16 protein-coding genes are annotated in these 15,979 nt (G+C 47.5%); 5 read left to right on the top strand and 11 right to left on the bottom strand.

The window, feature by feature from the left end:
• Nucleotides 1-57 precede the first annotated feature (57 nt).
• The 4 genes from HGH91_RS18215 to HGH91_RS18200 form a co-directional block, all read right to left on the bottom strand.
• A complete protein-coding gene (locus HGH91_RS18215; protein WP_168740235.1) occupies nucleotides 58-729 on the bottom strand; it encodes a hemerythrin domain-containing protein in 672 nt (223 codons plus the stop codon).
• Between the two features lie 93 nt (nucleotides 730-822).
• On the bottom strand, nucleotides 823-2,616 hold the full coding sequence (locus HGH91_RS18210; protein ID WP_168740234.1) for a 7TM diverse intracellular signaling domain-containing protein: 1,794 nt from the start codon (nucleotides 2,614-2,616) through the stop codon (nucleotides 823-825).
• A gap of 3 nt (nucleotides 2,617-2,619) precedes the next feature.
• Nucleotides 2,620-3,258: a response regulator gene (locus HGH91_RS18205; protein WP_168740233.1), complete on the bottom strand. Its 639-nt coding sequence runs from the start codon at nucleotides 3,256-3,258 to the stop codon at nucleotides 2,620-2,622.
• Nucleotides 3,255-5,150, bottom strand: a complete 1,896-nt coding sequence (locus HGH91_RS18200) for a 7TM diverse intracellular signaling domain-containing protein (protein WP_211092348.1) — start codon at nucleotides 5,148-5,150, stop codon at nucleotides 3,255-3,257. The genes HGH91_RS18205 and HGH91_RS18200 overlap by 4 nt, the downstream gene beginning before the upstream one ends.
• Nucleotides 5,151-5,450: 300 nt before the next feature.
• Here HGH91_RS18200 and HGH91_RS18195 point away from each other — a divergent pair, with 300 nt between their 5' ends.
• Nucleotides 5,451-7,169: an ATP-binding protein gene (locus tag HGH91_RS18195; RefSeq protein ID WP_168740231.1), complete on the top strand. Its 1,719-nt coding sequence runs from the start codon at nucleotides 5,451-5,453 to the stop codon at nucleotides 7,167-7,169.
• A gap of 6 nt (nucleotides 7,170-7,175) precedes the next feature.
• Here the strand turns inward: HGH91_RS18195 and HGH91_RS18190 are convergent, their stop codons facing one another.
• A complete protein-coding gene (locus HGH91_RS18190) occupies nucleotides 7,176-8,039 on the bottom strand; it encodes a hypothetical protein (RefSeq protein ID WP_168740230.1) in 864 nt (287 codons plus the stop codon).
• Nucleotides 8,040-8,071: 32 nt separating this feature from the next.
• Nucleotides 8,072-8,791, bottom strand: coding sequence for a metallophosphoesterase family protein (locus HGH91_RS18185; protein WP_168740229.1), 720 nt, complete (start codon nucleotides 8,789-8,791; stop codon nucleotides 8,072-8,074).
• Between the two features lie 180 nt (nucleotides 8,792-8,971).
• Between HGH91_RS18185 and HGH91_RS18180 the strand changes: the two genes are divergently transcribed.
• A complete protein-coding gene (locus tag HGH91_RS18180) occupies nucleotides 8,972-9,685 on the top strand; it encodes a 2OG-Fe(II) oxygenase (protein WP_168740228.1) in 714 nt (237 codons plus the stop codon).
• Between the two features lie 3 nt (nucleotides 9,686-9,688).
• Here HGH91_RS18180 and HGH91_RS18175 read toward each other — a convergent pair whose 3' ends face one another.
• Complete coding sequence (locus HGH91_RS18175; protein ID WP_410493805.1) at nucleotides 9,689-10,105, bottom strand: secondary thiamine-phosphate synthase enzyme YjbQ; 417 nt, start codon at nucleotides 10,103-10,105, stop codon at nucleotides 9,689-9,691.
• A 237-nt stretch (nucleotides 10,106-10,342) separates the two neighbouring features.
• On the opposite strand from HGH91_RS18175, the gene HGH91_RS18170 reads away from it, so the two are divergent.
• Nucleotides 10,343-10,780 (top strand): response regulator, encoded by a 438-nt coding sequence (locus tag HGH91_RS18170; RefSeq protein WP_168740226.1) that lies wholly within the window; start codon nucleotides 10,343-10,345, stop codon nucleotides 10,778-10,780.
• A 5-nt stretch (nucleotides 10,781-10,785) separates the two neighbouring features.
• Here HGH91_RS18170 and HGH91_RS18165 read toward each other — a convergent pair whose 3' ends face one another.
• Nucleotides 10,786-11,766: a GlxA family transcriptional regulator gene (locus tag HGH91_RS18165; protein WP_168740225.1), complete on the bottom strand. Its 981-nt coding sequence runs from the start codon at nucleotides 11,764-11,766 to the stop codon at nucleotides 10,786-10,788.
• 125 nt (nucleotides 11,767-11,891) lie between these two features.
• Here HGH91_RS18165 and HGH91_RS18160 point away from each other — a divergent pair, with 125 nt between their 5' ends.
• Together HGH91_RS18160 and HGH91_RS18155 are read left to right on the top strand one after the other, a co-directional pair.
• A complete protein-coding gene (locus tag HGH91_RS18160) occupies nucleotides 11,892-12,287 on the top strand; it encodes a DoxX family protein (protein WP_168740224.1) in 396 nt (131 codons plus the stop codon).
• 216 nt (nucleotides 12,288-12,503) lie between these two features.
• Nucleotides 12,504-13,499, top strand: coding sequence for a hypothetical protein (locus HGH91_RS18155; RefSeq protein WP_168740223.1), 996 nt, complete (start codon nucleotides 12,504-12,506; stop codon nucleotides 13,497-13,499).
• 216 nt (nucleotides 13,500-13,715) lie between these two features.
• Here HGH91_RS18155 and HGH91_RS18150 read toward each other — a convergent pair whose 3' ends face one another.
• From HGH91_RS18150 to HGH91_RS18140, 3 genes are read right to left on the bottom strand one after another with little or no spacing between them, the layout of a single operon-like run.
• Nucleotides 13,716-14,981 (bottom strand): MFS transporter, encoded by a 1,266-nt coding sequence (locus HGH91_RS18150; protein ID WP_168740222.1) that lies wholly within the window; start codon nucleotides 14,979-14,981, stop codon nucleotides 13,716-13,718.
• A 26-nt stretch (nucleotides 14,982-15,007) separates the two neighbouring features.
• Nucleotides 15,008-15,235 (bottom strand): hypothetical protein, encoded by a 228-nt coding sequence (locus HGH91_RS18145; protein ID WP_168740221.1) that lies wholly within the window; start codon nucleotides 15,233-15,235, stop codon nucleotides 15,008-15,010.
• A 45-nt stretch (nucleotides 15,236-15,280) separates the two neighbouring features.
• Nucleotides 15,281-15,871 (bottom strand): TetR/AcrR family transcriptional regulator, encoded by a 591-nt coding sequence (locus HGH91_RS18140; RefSeq protein ID WP_168740220.1) that lies wholly within the window; start codon nucleotides 15,869-15,871, stop codon nucleotides 15,281-15,283.
• Between the last annotated feature and the right edge of the window lie 108 nt (nucleotides 15,872-15,979).

Below are 15,979 nucleotides of genomic sequence, written 5' to 3'. Positions count from 1 at the left end.
GTCTTACCGTCCTATCATAAGCGTTAGTGATCATTTATATAGGCAACACTACCTATATCATCCCTCCATGACAGCGGTGATATGCTGCATCCTGCTACCGTCCAGTGTTTGTATGGCGGTGGCATACAGGCGCTCATACGCAGGCGCCGGCGCACTTTCCTTTACCCGCTGCAGCCATTGCGCTACTTCTTTATTGCTGTTACCTTTCAGCATCCAGGGAATAAAGAGATCGTTTTTGGCCGGAGGTATTTTCTTCACGGCGGCAGTGGCAACTGCCAGTATTTCTTCATCGGTATACTGCGACCATAAAAAAGGATTCAGCAGGCATTCTTCCTGGCTCATATGTTCCAGGTTAAAAACTGTGAAGGCAATGAATTCATGCAACAGCGTATTACCTGCTGCCAGCAGCGCTTCCGGGCTATCCGCCAACTCATACGCTTCAAAAGTTTTATGGAGATTCATGATCAGCGCTTCATCCTTTTCATGCTCCTTTTCGAAGTGCGCTACCACGGCAGACGCTATTTGCGACAGCATGGGAAATACATCCTGGTCTTCCAGGCCCGCATGTACGTGAAACAGTTGCAGGGTAGTTTTTATGGTGGCTATACACGCATTTCCTTCCGCCGGTATAGAAAAATCTGTTTGTTGAATTGCCTGTATGGTATCGTTTAATAAAAGCCTCAGACCTTTGTGCGCCTGTTTAAAAACGTTGAACCGTAATTGTGCCATATCTTCAGAATTACTGTACCACAAAAGTAATGCTGCCTCCCTGCCCGGGAAATGGGCATTACTATTTAATTATATAGGCAGCAATACCTATGGTCACCAGGGCACTACCGGCAACGACATATCATAGCCGCTGGCATGCACCAGGAAACGGCCCTGTAATATACTCACCCGTTCACGTATATCCCTCAACAGCGTATCGTCCTCCATAGGTACATATGGATCTGGCGTAAAAAATAAATGTACTTCTTCATTCGTTTTGCGTAAGATCAGCGAAAAAGCGTTTACCATTGGCGCTGGGGGCAACGCCTGTTGTAAAAGTGTCTGCACAACCCGGTAAATATTGATTTCATTATCCGGCGAAAAAAGTCCATCTATGGGGTCTATCGACAAATGACAAGTGATACCTGCTGCAGCGGCCTGTTCATCCGCCAGGCTTTGCAACGCGTGCGTGAGCCCCATCAGGTCGATCTGGTAAGGACGCAGCGAATAGGAAATATTTCTCACCTCCTGTATAATAGCACCTACATTCCCTGAAAACTGATCCTCTGGTAAATCAATGCCCTGCTTCCGTGCCAGCAGCAATTTATGCTTAATCAGTATCAGCTTTTGCCCCAGGCTATCATGTAATTCAGCAGCGATACGCTTTCGCTCTTTCTCCTGTGCCTGTATCAGGTCGTGAGAAAAGGTGATTGCCAACTTCAGTGCCGCCCGCCGGATTTTTTCTTCCTTCTGTTTATAATAATTAAATTTCTGCGCCAGTGCGAGCGACAGGATAAATGCTTCTGCAATGGCTCCCCAATGCATACTGGTGCGGGTGAGGAAAACATCCGGCAATATATCCAGGTCTTTCAGGTTGTTGATCGTATTTCCCAGCACAAAAGCGCCAAAGCCGGCCAGGTAATAGCCTGCAGGAATAAATCCCCGACGGTAACTAACCACTCCCGCTCCTATCCAATAAAAAAAGAACGGATACATGATCCATTGGATCACAGTGAAACCTGCCGCCCAATATCCCAATACCCCTAATGACAGCGGGATGGCCAGGATGCCTGTCAGCCACCAACCCAGCTGGTAAAAACGGTAAGCATATATTTTTGTCTGTAAAAAAGCGTTGGTAAACCAGATACTAAAAAACGTACTGACCGGAATCAGCACCGAAGCGCTGTTCATCCAGCCTGGCGTTTGAGCAATCAGCGGAAGATATCCATTATAAAAAGCGAGGTTCAGCCCCCAGCAAAAAACACCGCCCACATAAAAGAAATAAGCCGGCTCTTTTAACAGGAGAAAAATGAAAATATTGTATACCATAAACGCCGCCAGCACGCCCAGCACAATGCCATTCAGCACGTCCTGCCGGTGATTGCGCTCATACAATGTTTGTATATCTGCCACCACCATAGACAGCCGTACCATATTATCACCCCGTATCCGGAGGTAATAGTCCGTAGTGGCGCCTGCCGCAGGCCGCAGCGGGATAATCGTTTGATTTAATGTCTTATTGTTTTCGGAGAGATGGAAAATACGACTGGGTTGCCGCTGTGTTAATTCATACAACGTCACTTCCTGCATCACCGGGGGGCTGGTCAGCTGCAAATACCAGGAGGTATCGGTGGTACGGTTATCTATGCTGATCTTTACCCATACTGCGGCTGCGGTGGTATGTAAAGATAGCAATGTGGAAGGAACCCGGCGAAAATGACCGGCATGCTGCAACACCGCCGTGATGTCCATTTGCCGGCTATTATCCATGTAATAGGAAATGTCCCGCACCGGGTATACACCCCTGTTTTCCAACAACGATACTCCTGCCCCCTTTGCAACAGGCGGCAGAAAAAAGAGGACTGCCAGCAGCAGGAATATAAACCGGGTACAGCTACCTATGCGCATACGTTATTGTTTCCACTCAATTGCAAACCGGAGCAGGCTATTCTTCCCCGTCAACTGCAATTTTTTGGTGATGTTCATCCGGTGGTTGGACACCGTTTTTTCACTGATATATAATTCGTCTGCTATCTCTTTCGTACTCTTATATTCTCCCACCATCTTTAATATTTTTATTTCGGAAGAAGTGAGTAAAGTGGTTACATTATCCATCGCCGGTTGCCGGCTGCGCTTCTGCGCCAGTAAAAAGGAGGTCATCTCCGGGCTGATATAGGAGTGTCCGCGAAGCACCGCTTCTATTGCATACATAATATCTACCACGGCATTTTCCTTCAGCACATATCCCATCACCCCTATATCCAGTGCTTTTAAAAACGCATCTTTTGCTTTATGCATGGTCAATAAAATGACCGGCATCTCCGGTTTTAACTGCAATATTTCCACGGCCGCCTGCAAACCATTTTTAACAGGCATATCTATGTCGAGAATCACCACATCTACCGATTTGGTCGTCACTCCCTGTATAGCGTCTTGTCCGTTTGCTGCCTGGTAAATCACCTGCAGGTGATTGCCTGCTTCCACTACTTCTTTCAATCCCTTTAAAAAAATAGGGTGATCATCTGCAATTAAAATATTTACTGTACTCATGGTTTTACCGGTATGATTATTTTAACAACTGTTCCTGATGGCAGATAGGGGGTAATGCCCAGATTGCCCTCCAGTAGCGCCACGCGCTCCCGGATACTGGTTAGCCCCAGGCCCTTTACTTTTGTATCCGGAGAAAAACCTTTGCCATTATCCCGGATGATAATTTCCAGCTGATCAGGCTCCTGGCGAACACTGATAACTGCCAGGGAGGCGCCGGCATGTTTTACAATATTATTCAGCACTTCCTGCACAATCCTGTACAGGTTCATTTCATGTTCCCTGCCCAACACCTGGTCAATATTATCCACCACGATGGTACAATCGATACCAGCAGCTTCCATCATATCGGCAGCCAGGCTTTTCACCGATTCTGTTAACCCCAGCATATCCATCTGGTAAGGGCGCAGTGAATAGGAAATATCCCTGATCTCCTGCAATACATCGCCTATATCCTGTCCCAGGTCATGCGACAGCCGCTGTACGGGTTCGTCGGCATGCCCTCGCAGGGAAAGGGTTCTGTTCTTCAGCAATATCAGTTGTTGCCCTACGCTGTCGTGCAGTTCAGAGGCAACTCTTTTCCGTTCCATTTCCTGCATGGTAATCAGGTCGCGCGAAAAAGTATTGGCCTGTGCCAGCGCCATTGCCTGGGTCTTTTCTTTTTCCTGCTTATAGCGATTCAGCTTCACCGCCAGGGCAAATGATAAAATCAATGCTTCCAGGCATGACCCAGTTTGTAGCGCCAGCACGGAAAAGCTATGATCAGGTAGCCAGCCATTGTCGCGCCCATTAAAAATAACGCTGATCACCACCAGGGAGGCAAATGCCAGCAGGTAGTACCTGGCAGGATGATACCCCTTGCGCCAACTCATGATACCCGCGTAAAGCCAGAAAATAAAAATTCCGAACATCTCGCATTGGAACGCCCGGTAACTCCAGGTAGGCCCGCCTCTGATCAGCAACAGTACGGGAATACAGAGCAATCCAATCAGCCAGGGCTGCCAGCGGTAAATATGTGGCAGGTCGCGGGCGGTCTGCAAAAAAGCATTGGTGAACAGTACACTGAAAATCATGGCAACCGCACAGGCCAGGGTCACCGCATTAAAAGGATTGCCCGGGAAGAAATCCAACAGGTATCCATTCCATATCAACTGTAAGATGGCACTGAAGAAAATATATCCTGCATAATAAAGGTAAGTGAGGTCTTTCAACAACAGAAATACAAACAGGTTATACACCGTTAGGGTAACCATCAGGCCAAAATAAAATCCATTCCCGAAATCGATACGATGGTTGGTTTCATACAACCGCTCCATTGTGGCGATGCGCACCGGGATGCGCAGGGTATTGTGGCTGGTTACCCGCAGGTAGATACGGGTAACCGTATCCGGCGCCAGGTGCAGCGGAAAGATCAGGTCATTTACTTTCACCGGCCGTGCTGCAAACCCATGATCATCCACGGCCACCTGCATATGCCGGGCGCCGGTGATATCCTTAATATATACATCCACCGTATGCAACACCGGCGCCGCTACTTCTACGCACCAGTTATCCCGCCCGGTTTGATTAACCACATCAAAATAAACCCAGGCGGCGTCGGTAGTTACACCCAGGGCTACCACCGCCTGCCGCGAAGGGGCAAACGGGGCCGACTGCACCGCAGTAATGTTCATGTTACCACCTGCATCGCGGAACAGCGCGGGGTATGTTACGGTATATATACTGTCGGTATTATGGAGCGTCAGGACCTGCCCGCAAGTGTGGGCACTGATAAATACGATCATCAGTATCAACAAAGTGATATGCCTGGTATAAGCGGATAACATGTGGTCACGCAAAGCTATCGCGGAAACAGTACCTGGAATATAGGTAGTACTGCCCATCTGCGGGCGCATTAAATGTAGTAAAAAAAGGCGTACGATAAAAACATGGGGCAACAGTAATGCGGACAAATCATTTAAGAAACAACCCCCTGTATGTAGTGTATTTTGCAGATATGATGCAATGTTCATAACCCAGGTAAAAATGTGCGTTTCTTGTGAAAATCTTCCCCGGCTCCCTTTAAACTTACTCCAAAATAAGTATGTTGTTAACAAAGAATTTACAATTGATAATCTGCATTCCTCTACCTTGAATGCGGCAAAATGAAAAACCTGCCCCGATTTGAAACAATCAACCTGGAAAAAAACAGGATTATGAAAAATGTATTACCCGGGACCGAGCACTATTATACTGATGTGAATAAAACGGACGACCCCACCGCAAGAGTGGTTTCCATTATTAATTCACTGGCCATTGGCGCCAGTTTACTGGCCTTTGCACTGGGCTGCATATTATATTATATGACGGGTTACAAAATCATTCTGTACCCGGCCATGACAGAAAGTGCCTTATTCCTATCAGTATTACTGGTAACCAGGTATAGCAGGCCTGAATACGGGCAGCAGCTGATGTTTCTCCTGCACAGCCTGGCCATCTGGTACTTTGGCATATTGCTGGGCCCCGCTTCCCAGATCTATCTGTTTGCCCCCTTCCTGGTATTCTGCGTATTCCTTGTTTTTAATACCGCATTACTACAAGTCCTTGTTATCACGGCAAGTGCCGCCGCCATACTACTGGTAGAATTAAACTACCGGTACCCGGTCATTACCGGCCTTCCGCTGGACAAGGCATCCAACGATGCCCTCCACTGGCTCGCTATATTTGCTGCCACCTTTCTCAATGGTACCGCACTCTATTACTTCACTAAAGAAAGCCGCTTCCGGAATCAACAGTTGCAGGCATTGGTAAACCAACTTGACAAAACCAACCAGGCCATGCGGATTTATGTGCGGGAAACTACCCACGAAATAAGGTCTCCCCTCAATGTGGTCAACAGCATTCTCCAAAACTATATTGAAACGGCCGACAAAGAAAAAAGAACCGTGCAGGTAGGCATCGCTCACCTGGAAGCAGTACACTTCGCCTGCCAGGATATGCAGCTGGTCATCAGCAACGCACTGGGATGGTCCAGGATTGAAGCCGGGAAAGATGAAATCAACAAATCACCCTTCCACTTCACCGACTGGATCCTGCAACTCTGCGATACCTACGAATACCTCGCTAAAAGAAGATCCGTACATATCAATATCGCCTTCAGCGACCAGGTACCTGAATATATCCTGGCTGATAAATCCAAGCTGCGCACCATCATCACCAACCTGCTGAGTAATGCGATCAAGTTTACCAAAGTACGCTCCATTATCACCGTGAAAGCCGTTGTCAAAAATCAACAGCTGATCTTCTCTGTTACCGACCAGGGCAGGGGCATCCCGGTCGACAGGAAAGAACATATCTTCGACCCCTATGTCACGGAAATGGGACAACATACGGAATCCAGTGGTCTCGGCCTGCCTATTGCCAGGCATATCGCCCGGATGATGGGAGGCGATCTGACCGCTGCCGATAATCCTGAAGGTGGTAGCATCTTTACGCTGGTAATGCCCCTGGAAGCCTCTACTCCTCCGCTTAGTGCCGGCAACAACATCGACTATGGCCGCCTGAATGGTATGAAAGTATTGGTAGTAGATGATGACCCACTGAACCACCTCGCTTTTTCCCTCGCCCTCAAACGACTCGGCGTGGAAGTAATATTGGCCGATACCGGCCCCCAGGGCCTTACCAAAGCCCGCATCCATGAACCGGATGCCATCCTCATGGATATGATCATGCCGCATGTTGGCGGCGTGGAAATGCTGGCGCAATTCAAGGCAGATAAAAAACTAAGACAGATACCTTTTATCCTGGTATCCGGTAACAGTTTTAATGAAGTAAAAGAAGAAGTCACCGCCGCGGGCGCCGACGGATTTTTAAGTAAACCAGTAAATATCGAACAACTATACACTACGCTGAAAGAACTGGTAGTAATGGCTTAGCACCGCCTACATCGCTAACTTCAGCCGCCAGGTGGCCCTGGCACGCCCTACACTGCGCATTTGCTGCAACTGTTCTTCTGTAGCTACATCCAGCAGCCGGGGAAGTGCCGTTAAACGCGCATGTTCCCGCACCGCCATCTTATCTACCACAAATCCCATACTGTTGAAAAAAGATTCCGCCTGGTCAAAACTATCAAACTTGTTTTCGTGGATCTGATGCTGCCGGTAAAACTCCTGCCACTCCTTGCTACGCTGCATATCCATCTTCCGCTCATCTGTCTTGATATAAATATCTCCGGTGATCCAGTATCCACCACGTTGCTCCAGCACCCGGCGGATAATACCGCACAGCTGCTCCTTCTCCATGGTATTGAGGTACATCAGCAACCCTTCGTTAACAATCGCCAGCTCTCCCGCCGGGAAATGCGCTACCACCTGTGAAAACGCCGCTTCATCCAAAGCATTTAACGGCAACAGCTCCATTGTACCTCCGGTAGACACCGAATCTAAAGCGGCCACCAGCTGCTTCTTGAGCCGGATGATATCAGGCAGGTCGGTATCCACATAATAATAACCCGGCTGCTGCATCATCGCTAATCCACGGAAAGAAAAACCAGACGATAGCTCCAGGATATTCCGCAGGGGCAATCCCGCCAGCAACTGGTCAATACTCCAGTAACGATCCTCGAAATGTAATACCCCGGCCCACATAGCCAGGTCCCTGCTGTTGAAATCGGGTGTGTAAGGGTCGGGCGACAGGATCAGCTGTGCCGCTTCTTTCATAAATGGGATAGCGGTCATCCCTTTCAGTAACAACAGCGCTCTGGCTGTGGGGCTAATACTGCTGTAATCCCGTGGCGTGGCTTCCATACGTATGATTTAGGATATCAAAGATACTAATATCATCCCGCTAAAAATTCAGCATAAAAATCCGGTATCGGGCTTTGTCGGATAGCCATCACCGTATCACCCACCGGGTAAGCGATCTTGCGGATCACCGGCGTAATCGCTTCCGGTGTAATCGTTAGTTGGAGATAAGCCGCTAAACGATCCGTTTCCTTCGACCTCCCCACCGATCCTGCATTGATGATCATCTTTCCGGGGGCAGACAAAGGCCGCACATACGACAGGTGTGTATGCCCCGTAATCAACACATCGGCCTGGTGTGCTGCCATCATATCCAGGATATCATTTTCATCATGTTGTTCATACAGGTACTCATCATTGCTGCGGGGGCTTCCATGTACGAGCAACAACGTAAAGGATTCAAAAACAAGTCGCAGGTGCCCTGGCAAACTCCCCAGGAAAGCGCGGTTGTTGGCGGTAATCGTTGTCTTGGTATGAGCAATGGCTTTAATACGGGCCTCCCGTTCTTCTTTGCCATGTTTACTCAGCGGCAGCACCGGGTGATCAAAGGCAATACGTTCATCGTGATTCCCCATGATAACCGGGATACGCCGCCGTCTTACCAGCTCAATTACTTCGTTATGCCAGGGTGCTGCATCTGTCAGATCTCCCAGGCAATAAACCTGGTCGGCCCCAAACTGGTCTATATCTTCCAATACTGCCTGCAATGCAGGCAGATTTCCATGAATATCACTCAGGATAGCTACCTTCAACATCTCATTGTTTTTTAAACTTCCGCAACGTTACAACTTAATGTTCCCCCGTCAAACAGGTTGTCTAAAAAACACCACGCATACTTGTAATAATACCATCTCCCAACTTTACAAGACCGCAAGAACCGGGTTTTCCCGCCGTCCTGTTACGACTAATTTTACTTCACATTAAATGATAAACAGATGAAAACGATTACGGAAAGATTGCAGGCACATGCCTGGCCGGATACGACGGCGCAATTGCTGGAACAGGGATATGCAATAGTGAACCGGGTGCTTACGCCCAAAGAATGTGAAACGCTTATCAATGCTTATCAGGCTGATCATACCTATCGCAAAACGATTGTCATGGAACGTTATCGTTTTGGCAAAGGAGAATATAAATATTTCCAATATCCCCTGCCCGGCCTCATCAACAGCATCCGGGAAACAGTATATCCTTTTATTGCGCCAGTAGCCAACAAGTGGATGGAATTGTTGCAGTTACCCTCCCGGTTTCCGGCTACACATGCAGATCTGAAAGCATATTGCCACGCCCATGGTCAAACACAGCCCACGGTGCTTATATTAAAATACGGCGTCGGCGGATTCAATACCCTGCACCAGGATTTATACGGCGATATTTATTTCCCGATGCAGCTGGTTATTTTTTTGAATGAACCGGGAGAAGATTATACGGGAGGTGAATTCGTATTGACCGAACAAATTCCCAGGGCACAGTCAAAAGCCAATGTGCTACGTCCCGGGCAAGGCGACCTGCTCATTTTCACCACTAATTTCCGTCCTGCTAAAGGCAGCAAAGGATACTACCGGGTAAATATGAAGCATGGCGTAAGCCCGGTATTAAGCGGACAAAGGCACACCCTGGGTATCATCTTCCATGATGCGCTGAGCTGAGCGCTATTCTCCCCAGGCCGTGAGCAATAAATTGCGGGCGCCTCCATAGCTACGGTGCTCGCATAAGTAAACGCCCTGCCAGGTACCTAATGCCAACCTCCCGTTATGGATAGGAATCATGACAGCACTACCCAACAGGGCCGCTTTCAGATGAGCGGGCATATCATCCGGTCCTTCGTCATTATGACGGTAATCAGGATCATTCTCCGGCACCGCTTTGTTAAACCAGGTTTCAAAATCCATCCGCACGGTAGGGTCTGCATTTTCGTTCAGCGTCAACGATGCAGAAGTATGCTGGATAAATACCTGCAGCATACCGGCTTTAATTTCCGACAGGCGGGGAAATGCCTGCACTAACTCAGACGTGATGAGGTGAAAGCCCCGCTTTCTCGGATGTAGTTGTATAGCTTGTTGAAATATCTTCATATCATTCATTTACCGGCTCACAAGTGAATGGTTCTGCCAGGTGATTATATGGCGTTTTCATGCGTTATCGGCGCACCCCGGCAACATCCTGGCGTATGCGCATCCGCCCATCCCAGGTCTGCCGTATGTATTACGAAATAATTAATTCGACTACTCTCACATTTTTGTTTACTTTCATATTTCCCGCCAGCAAAATAGAATGGAAATCCAGTATCTTAAATTTTAGCCATTATGATGAAACCACAAAAAATAATGATTATCGATGACGATGCGGATGACCGGAACTTCTTCCAGGAAGCCATCAATAATATCTCACCAGTAATAGAAACACAGGTGTGTGACAGTGGTATACAAGCCCTCGCCTTATTCCAGGAAGAGAAAAGTCCGCAGCCTGAATACGACTACATCTTCCTCGACTTTAACATGCCCCTGATGAATGGTCGGGAATGTTTAATTGAGCTGAAAAAGATCCTGCAGCATAAGCTAACCAACATCATCATTCTCAGTACTTCCGACATGAAAGAGGATATGGAAGATGCCCTCCGTTTGGGCGCCAAACTATTTCTGACCAAACCTAATACTTTCCAGGAACTATGCAGCATGTTGAGAGGCGTATTGGAAGGCCGGTGGCAGAAATTATTTTCTGTTCCTTCCAATCATGACCATTAAATCGCTTACCTGGCAACCGCCTTGTTGTATTTATTTCTATATTCTAATGGCGACAATCCGGTGGTTTTCTTAAAAATAGTCCTGAAAGCCTTTGTATCAGAATAACCAACCTCCCACATCACCTCATTAATATTTTTCCGGCTGCTTTCAAATCCTTTCTTTGCTACTTCTACTTTTACCCGTTGAATATATTCTGACACCGTATTGTTAGTTGCTTTTTTGAAACGTCTTTCCAAACTCCGGCGTCCCACTGCAAACATGGACGACAGCTGTTCCACCGTGATCTTCTCCTGGAAGTTTTGCTCAATAAACTCCTGCGCCGCCTTCACTGATTCATCCTGGTGTTCCCGCTGCCCTTTGAATATGGTGAAGAAAGACTGGTTGTTCCGGTCTATTTCTATCTCAAAATATTTAGCCGCTAAAATGGCCATATCACGGTCGGTATATTTTTCCAGGATATACAGCAACAGGTTCCAGAATGAATTGGCCCCCCCGCTGGAATAGATGCCGTTTTCATCGGTAATGATCTTCTCCGACACCAGTTCTATATCGGGAAACATGCCCCTGAACTCATCTGCTGCCAGCCAATGCGTAGAGCAACGCCGGCCTTTCAGTAAGCCCGTAGAGGCCAGTAAAAAAGCGCCCACACAAAGGCTGGCTACCTCGGTACCTTTCTGGTGCTGGGCCACTATCCACGGATAAAACTCCTTGTTCTGTTCTATAACATCCGCCCGCTCCCCATTCACCGCCGGAATGATGATCAGGTCAGAAGCCGGCGCCTGCGAAATGGTAGTATCCGGCGTTACTTTAAATAAACGATCGTATACCTGCGCCTCATTCGTTAGCCCCACCAGCTGTACCTTAAACAGCGGTGGACGGCCTAAGCTCTCCAAAAAATCGTTTGCCTTGGTAAAAGCTACAAAAGAGCCTTCAATACAACTGAGGGCTACCGCCCCCCTGGGAACGAGAATGGATATCTGTTTCATATTCCAAATCTAAGACAAAAGATTGTCGGAATCAACCCTTTTTAAGTCGTGTACGCCCCGGCGTTCTTCAAAGCAGGAAAGTACTTTTGTATCGTTCATCACACCTCATCAAATAGCTGACAAATATGAAAAAGACAAAAATTACTTACTGGATTTTCACAGGTATATTATCTGCGCTCACCTTGCTGGGTGCTATTCCTGATCTACTCAGTACTCCCGAGGCGCTCACCGTATTCAAACACCTGGGCTATCCTGCTTATCTCTCCCCTTTCCTGGGACTGGCCAAGATACTGGGCGTTGTAGCCATACTGGTTCCGCGTTTCCCCCGCCTGAAAGAGTGGGCTTATGCAGGGCTGTTCTTCGATTTTACCGGCGCCATGTATTCCGGTATGGCGGTAGGTGATCCGATGCCGCAATGGGCGGCCATATCTGTGGCTTATATACTCCTGTTTGGCTCGTATGTTTTTTATCACCGCTTAGCTGCTGCGAAGGAAAATGCGGCGTTAACATACGTCCGCTAACAGGCTTCAATAACACGTTTTCCACGGGATGGCACATGAATGTGTCATCCTTTTTTGTTGTAAGGATTTTCGCTATTTTCACGCCGTTATTCTGTGATCGAAGGCTGTTCCAGTTGTGGTAACCCTGTAGTATAAACCTATACCCATCAGCAGATGGTGCCCCTTAGCCTCTTTTGTTTCCCGGATTGAATTATTTATCACTAAACATGAATATCTATGAAGAAAGTTTTCGCAACACTGTTTGCCCTATTCCTGGTTGCCCAGTTGTATGCCCAGATGGATACGCTGAATGTAAAAAAATTCTTTAAGCTGGGAGTAGACGGCAGCTTTGGTGGCCAGGCTTATAGTATTGGTTTTACAAGGTCCATTGTGCAAGTATATGGCCTCACTAACTACGGTTTACTGTTAGGAGGAACAGTAAATAAAACCGATATGAATATCGCACCAAATGGAAATGTTGGAATAGGGTTAGATGCTGGTGGTGCACCGCCAGCCCCTGCTGCCCGCCTGCATATTATAAGTGATAATCAACAGTTTCTTTTCGGAACCGGCAGCTGTACATCCGGCTATAACCTGGGAATAGGTGTAAATGATGACGGCGTCAACTTTAATCTCAATACAGGTATCCGGGGATTTAACTTTGTAAATACTAATGTAAGCGCCAATCCGAATGGGCGGTTGTTGACGATCAGTGCCAGCGGCATCATGAAATCCACTGCACCGGTAGTTTTCTTTGGCCCCGGCAATGCCGCAGAAACGGAAGGCACTACCAAGCGGGGCTTGCAGGTACATAACGCAGCAAGTACTGCGTGGGATTTAATGACGCTTCAAAATAACCTGGGCGTACAACTCAAAGTAACCGGCGATGGCAACGTAGCCATTGGCACCCCTAATTCAAAAGGATATAAACTTGCTGTGGAAGGTACTATCGGCACCCGCCGGGTAAAAGTAACCCAGGAAAGCTGGGCGGACTTTGTATTTAACAAAGATTATCAACTACCCGCTATCAATGAAGTAGCTGATTTTATTGAACAAAACAAACACCTTCCTGGCATCCCCACTACCCAACAGGTAAAAGAAGAGGGAATTGATCTTGGCGAAATGAATAAGCTCCTGTTGCAGAAAGTAGAGGAACAAATGCTGTACATCATTCAACTAAACAAACAGGTGCAGGAGTTATCGCAAAAACTAAAGGACCAGGAAAGATACTAAAAGGATATTTTTCTCGCCAAGGCGCTAAGCAGCAAAGAAGCGGAGATTGAGGCGAGTTTTAAGCCCGCAAAGCAGGGAGATTCTATAACACACAACGGAAGATGCTATAATCTCCCCGCTTTGCGGGCTTAAAATTCGCTCTCTTCTTCTTTTAAATCCTTTGCTGCTTTGCGCCTTGGCGAGAAAATACATTTTTAAGGGCCAATTCATCGCCCATTACACTTCTGCCGGAAGAGACGCCGTATGCACCACAGCACCTTTTGCCAGTTTCTTTTTAACGATTACGCTTACACGGTATACCAGGAAGATACAGGGAACAGTGAGTGTTACTATCACCCAACCCAGGGTATCATAGTGTTCCAATGGGCTGTACTTACTTTGCTGCGATACGATCATACCAGCTATGAGGGCTGCTATGCCGCCGGCTATTTGCTGCAGGGAGGAGTTAACGCTCATAAAAGCGCCCCTGTCCGATAAGTCCGGAATACCTGTAATAAGCGTAGTAAACGGGATCATACGTCCCACAATACCGCCCATCATCAGGATATTTAATCCCATGATCATCCACAGTGGGTGCGGCGATAAGTGCGTGTACACTATCACTACGCCCATCATAAACAGCGCTGCGGTAGCGAAAAGGCGGAACTTATCAATTTTATCACTCAGCTTACCCAGCAATGGCATGATGCAGAGGGAACTGACACCCGTTACCATAAAGAGCAGTGGAAGTTGTTCTGCTGTGATGTGCAGGTTGTTAATGGCAAAAGCACTACCAAAGGGCATCATCATAAAACCACCGACCGACATTAATGCGGTAGCGGCAAAGCCTATACGATAATCTCCTTTTTGCACGGTGTGCCAGAGGTGCAAAAATGCATTCTTATCTCTTTGTACTGCCAGGTGTGCGTTAACGGGTTCCAGGATAAACCAGATGAGCAGCACGATCACCAGTGCCAGTCCGGCTATTAATAGGAACGGCGCTTCCCAGCCCCAGGCGTTGGCCAGGTACAAGCCAATGGGAATACCCAGCACCTGGCTGGCCCCAAAAGCCATTTGGGTAAATCCCATTACACGGCCACGTTGGGAAATATCGAACAAGTCGGTAACAATAGCTAATGAAATAGCACCTATCACGCCACCGAATAATCCGGTAACGATACGGGCGGCCACCATCGTTACATAACTGTTGGCCAATCCACAGCAGAAAGTGCCGAGGATAAATCCGCCGTAAAAAAATACGAGCAGTCGTTTGCGGTCAAAACGATCGGCAAACCCCGCGGTGAGCAGGCCGGACACGCCTGCGCTGAAGGCGTAAGCAGATACGATGAGACCAAATTGATTCGGCTTAATGTTCATCGATTTCATGAGCATATCTCCCAGGGGAGACATCACCATAAAGTCAAGTACGACGGTAAACTGGGTAAGGGCCAACAAGGTGATCACCAGCTTCTGATGGGTGGTGAAAGCAGGCATTTGTTTCATGATGTAGTATTAAATAGTCAATGATGTTAATCTTCCAACTCCGCACATTCATAATTGCGCGAACGGATCAGGTGAATGATCGGCGCGGTGGCTGCAATGGCCGATTCTATCCGCAGTACCCGGTCTATATCTTCCGTGTCTACGGTCCATTTGCTGATGAATGGCTGCTGATCGAGGACGGCAGCTACTTTCAGCCGGTCTTCCGGAGTAGTGATGTTCGTTTTGAAAATGAGAATATGATTTGCCGTTTTCATATTATGTAAGCAAGCGCTCATTTATTTTTTTGAGAAAAAAAATAGCTATTTCGATAATCCCTTTAACACGCAATCAAATGTTTGTTTCATGATACTTTCTGAAAATTTAAACTTACGGCCATCCAGGCTTTGTCCTTCATTATGGAACCTGATCAGGGCATACAACGGCGCAAAAGCTACCGACCAATACACTTCCAGCGGCATCTCGTTGATCTCTCCCCGCTTCACGGCATTTTCCACGAAACTACCCATGCTTTTGCGGAACTCCAGGCTGATCGCTTCCCTCATTTTATCTTTATAGGTGGAGTTACGCAGCTGCTCGAAAAACTCGGCTGCCTGGAGGTTGTCCAGCGAAAACGCGGCCCGGTTTTTCCACTGCACCCAAAGTCCCTCACGAAACGACGCATTCGGATCGAATCCCTTCAGGGTAGCACGGGTCATCTTCACCCCTTCTTCAATACTGATGGAGGTGAGTAAATCTTCCTTGTCTTTGTAATAGATATAAATAGTAGCCGGAGATACGCCCGCTGCCTTTGCCAAACGGTTGATCCCAAAATTCTCCAAACCATTCTTCGCTACCATCTCAATGGCACAATCCCGGATGGCCTGCATTTTATTTTCGTCACGGTATCTCATTACCTGCAAATATAAGTGAGCATTTGCTCATTTAAAAATTTTCGGGGATTTATTTTTTTAAAATATCCGCCGTTCGTAGAAAAAACGAACTGGCAATATGCATAAAAC

The sequence above is a fragment of the Chitinophaga eiseniae genome (genome assembly GCF_012641265.1).
Taxonomy (GTDB): domain Bacteria; phylum Bacteroidota; class Bacteroidia; order Chitinophagales; family Chitinophagaceae; genus Chitinophaga; species Chitinophaga eiseniae_A.
Note: the sequence above shows the minus strand (reverse complement) of the source record. Positions and strands in the feature narration are given on the sequence as shown.

What these genes read in the sequence shown, in the direction of transcription:
- HGH91_RS18205 (WP_168740233.1), bottom strand. Translation starts at nt 3,258, where the DNA reads ATGAGTACAGTAAATATTTTAATTGCAGATGATCACCCTATTTTTTTA.
- HGH91_RS18155 (WP_168740223.1), top strand. Translation starts at nt 12,504, where the DNA reads ATGAAGAAAGTTTTCGCAACACTGTTTGCCCTATTCCTGGTTGCCCAG.
- HGH91_RS18145 (WP_168740221.1), bottom strand. Translation starts at nt 15,235, where the DNA reads ATGAAAACGGCAAATCATATTCTCATTTTCAAAACGAACATCACTACT.
- HGH91_RS18190 (WP_168740230.1), bottom strand. Translation starts at nt 8,039, where the DNA reads ATGGAAGCCACGCCACGGGATTACAGCAGTATTAGCCCCACAGCCAGA.
- HGH91_RS18200 (WP_211092348.1), bottom strand. Translation starts at nt 5,150, where the DNA reads ATGCGCCCGCAGATGGGCAGTACTACCTATATTCCAGGTACTGTTTCC.
- HGH91_RS18160 (WP_168740224.1), top strand. Translation starts at nt 11,892, where the DNA reads ATGAAAAAGACAAAAATTACTTACTGGATTTTCACAGGTATATTATCT.
- HGH91_RS18170 (WP_168740226.1), top strand. Translation starts at nt 10,343, where the DNA reads ATGATGAAACCACAAAAAATAATGATTATCGATGACGATGCGGATGAC.
- HGH91_RS18195 (WP_168740231.1), top strand. Translation starts at nt 5,451, where the DNA reads ATGAAAAATGTATTACCCGGGACCGAGCACTATTATACTGATGTGAAT.
- HGH91_RS18150 (WP_168740222.1), bottom strand. Translation starts at nt 14,981, where the DNA reads ATGAAACAAATGCCTGCTTTCACCACCCATCAGAAGCTGGTGATCACC.
- HGH91_RS18180 (WP_168740228.1), top strand. Translation starts at nt 8,972, where the DNA reads ATGAAAACGATTACGGAAAGATTGCAGGCACATGCCTGGCCGGATACG.
- HGH91_RS18185 (WP_168740229.1), bottom strand. Translation starts at nt 8,791, where the DNA reads ATGTTGAAGGTAGCTATCCTGAGTGATATTCATGGAAATCTGCCTGCA.
- HGH91_RS18215 (WP_168740235.1), bottom strand. Translation starts at nt 729, where the DNA reads ATGGCACAATTACGGTTCAACGTTTTTAAACAGGCGCACAAAGGTCTG.
- HGH91_RS18140 (WP_168740220.1), bottom strand. Translation starts at nt 15,871, where the DNA reads ATGAGATACCGTGACGAAAATAAAATGCAGGCCATCCGGGATTGTGCC.
- HGH91_RS18165 (WP_168740225.1), bottom strand. Translation starts at nt 11,766, where the DNA reads ATGAAACAGATATCCATTCTCGTTCCCAGGGGGGCGGTAGCCCTCAGT.
- HGH91_RS18210 (WP_168740234.1), bottom strand. Translation starts at nt 2,616, where the DNA reads ATGCGCATAGGTAGCTGTACCCGGTTTATATTCCTGCTGCTGGCAGTC.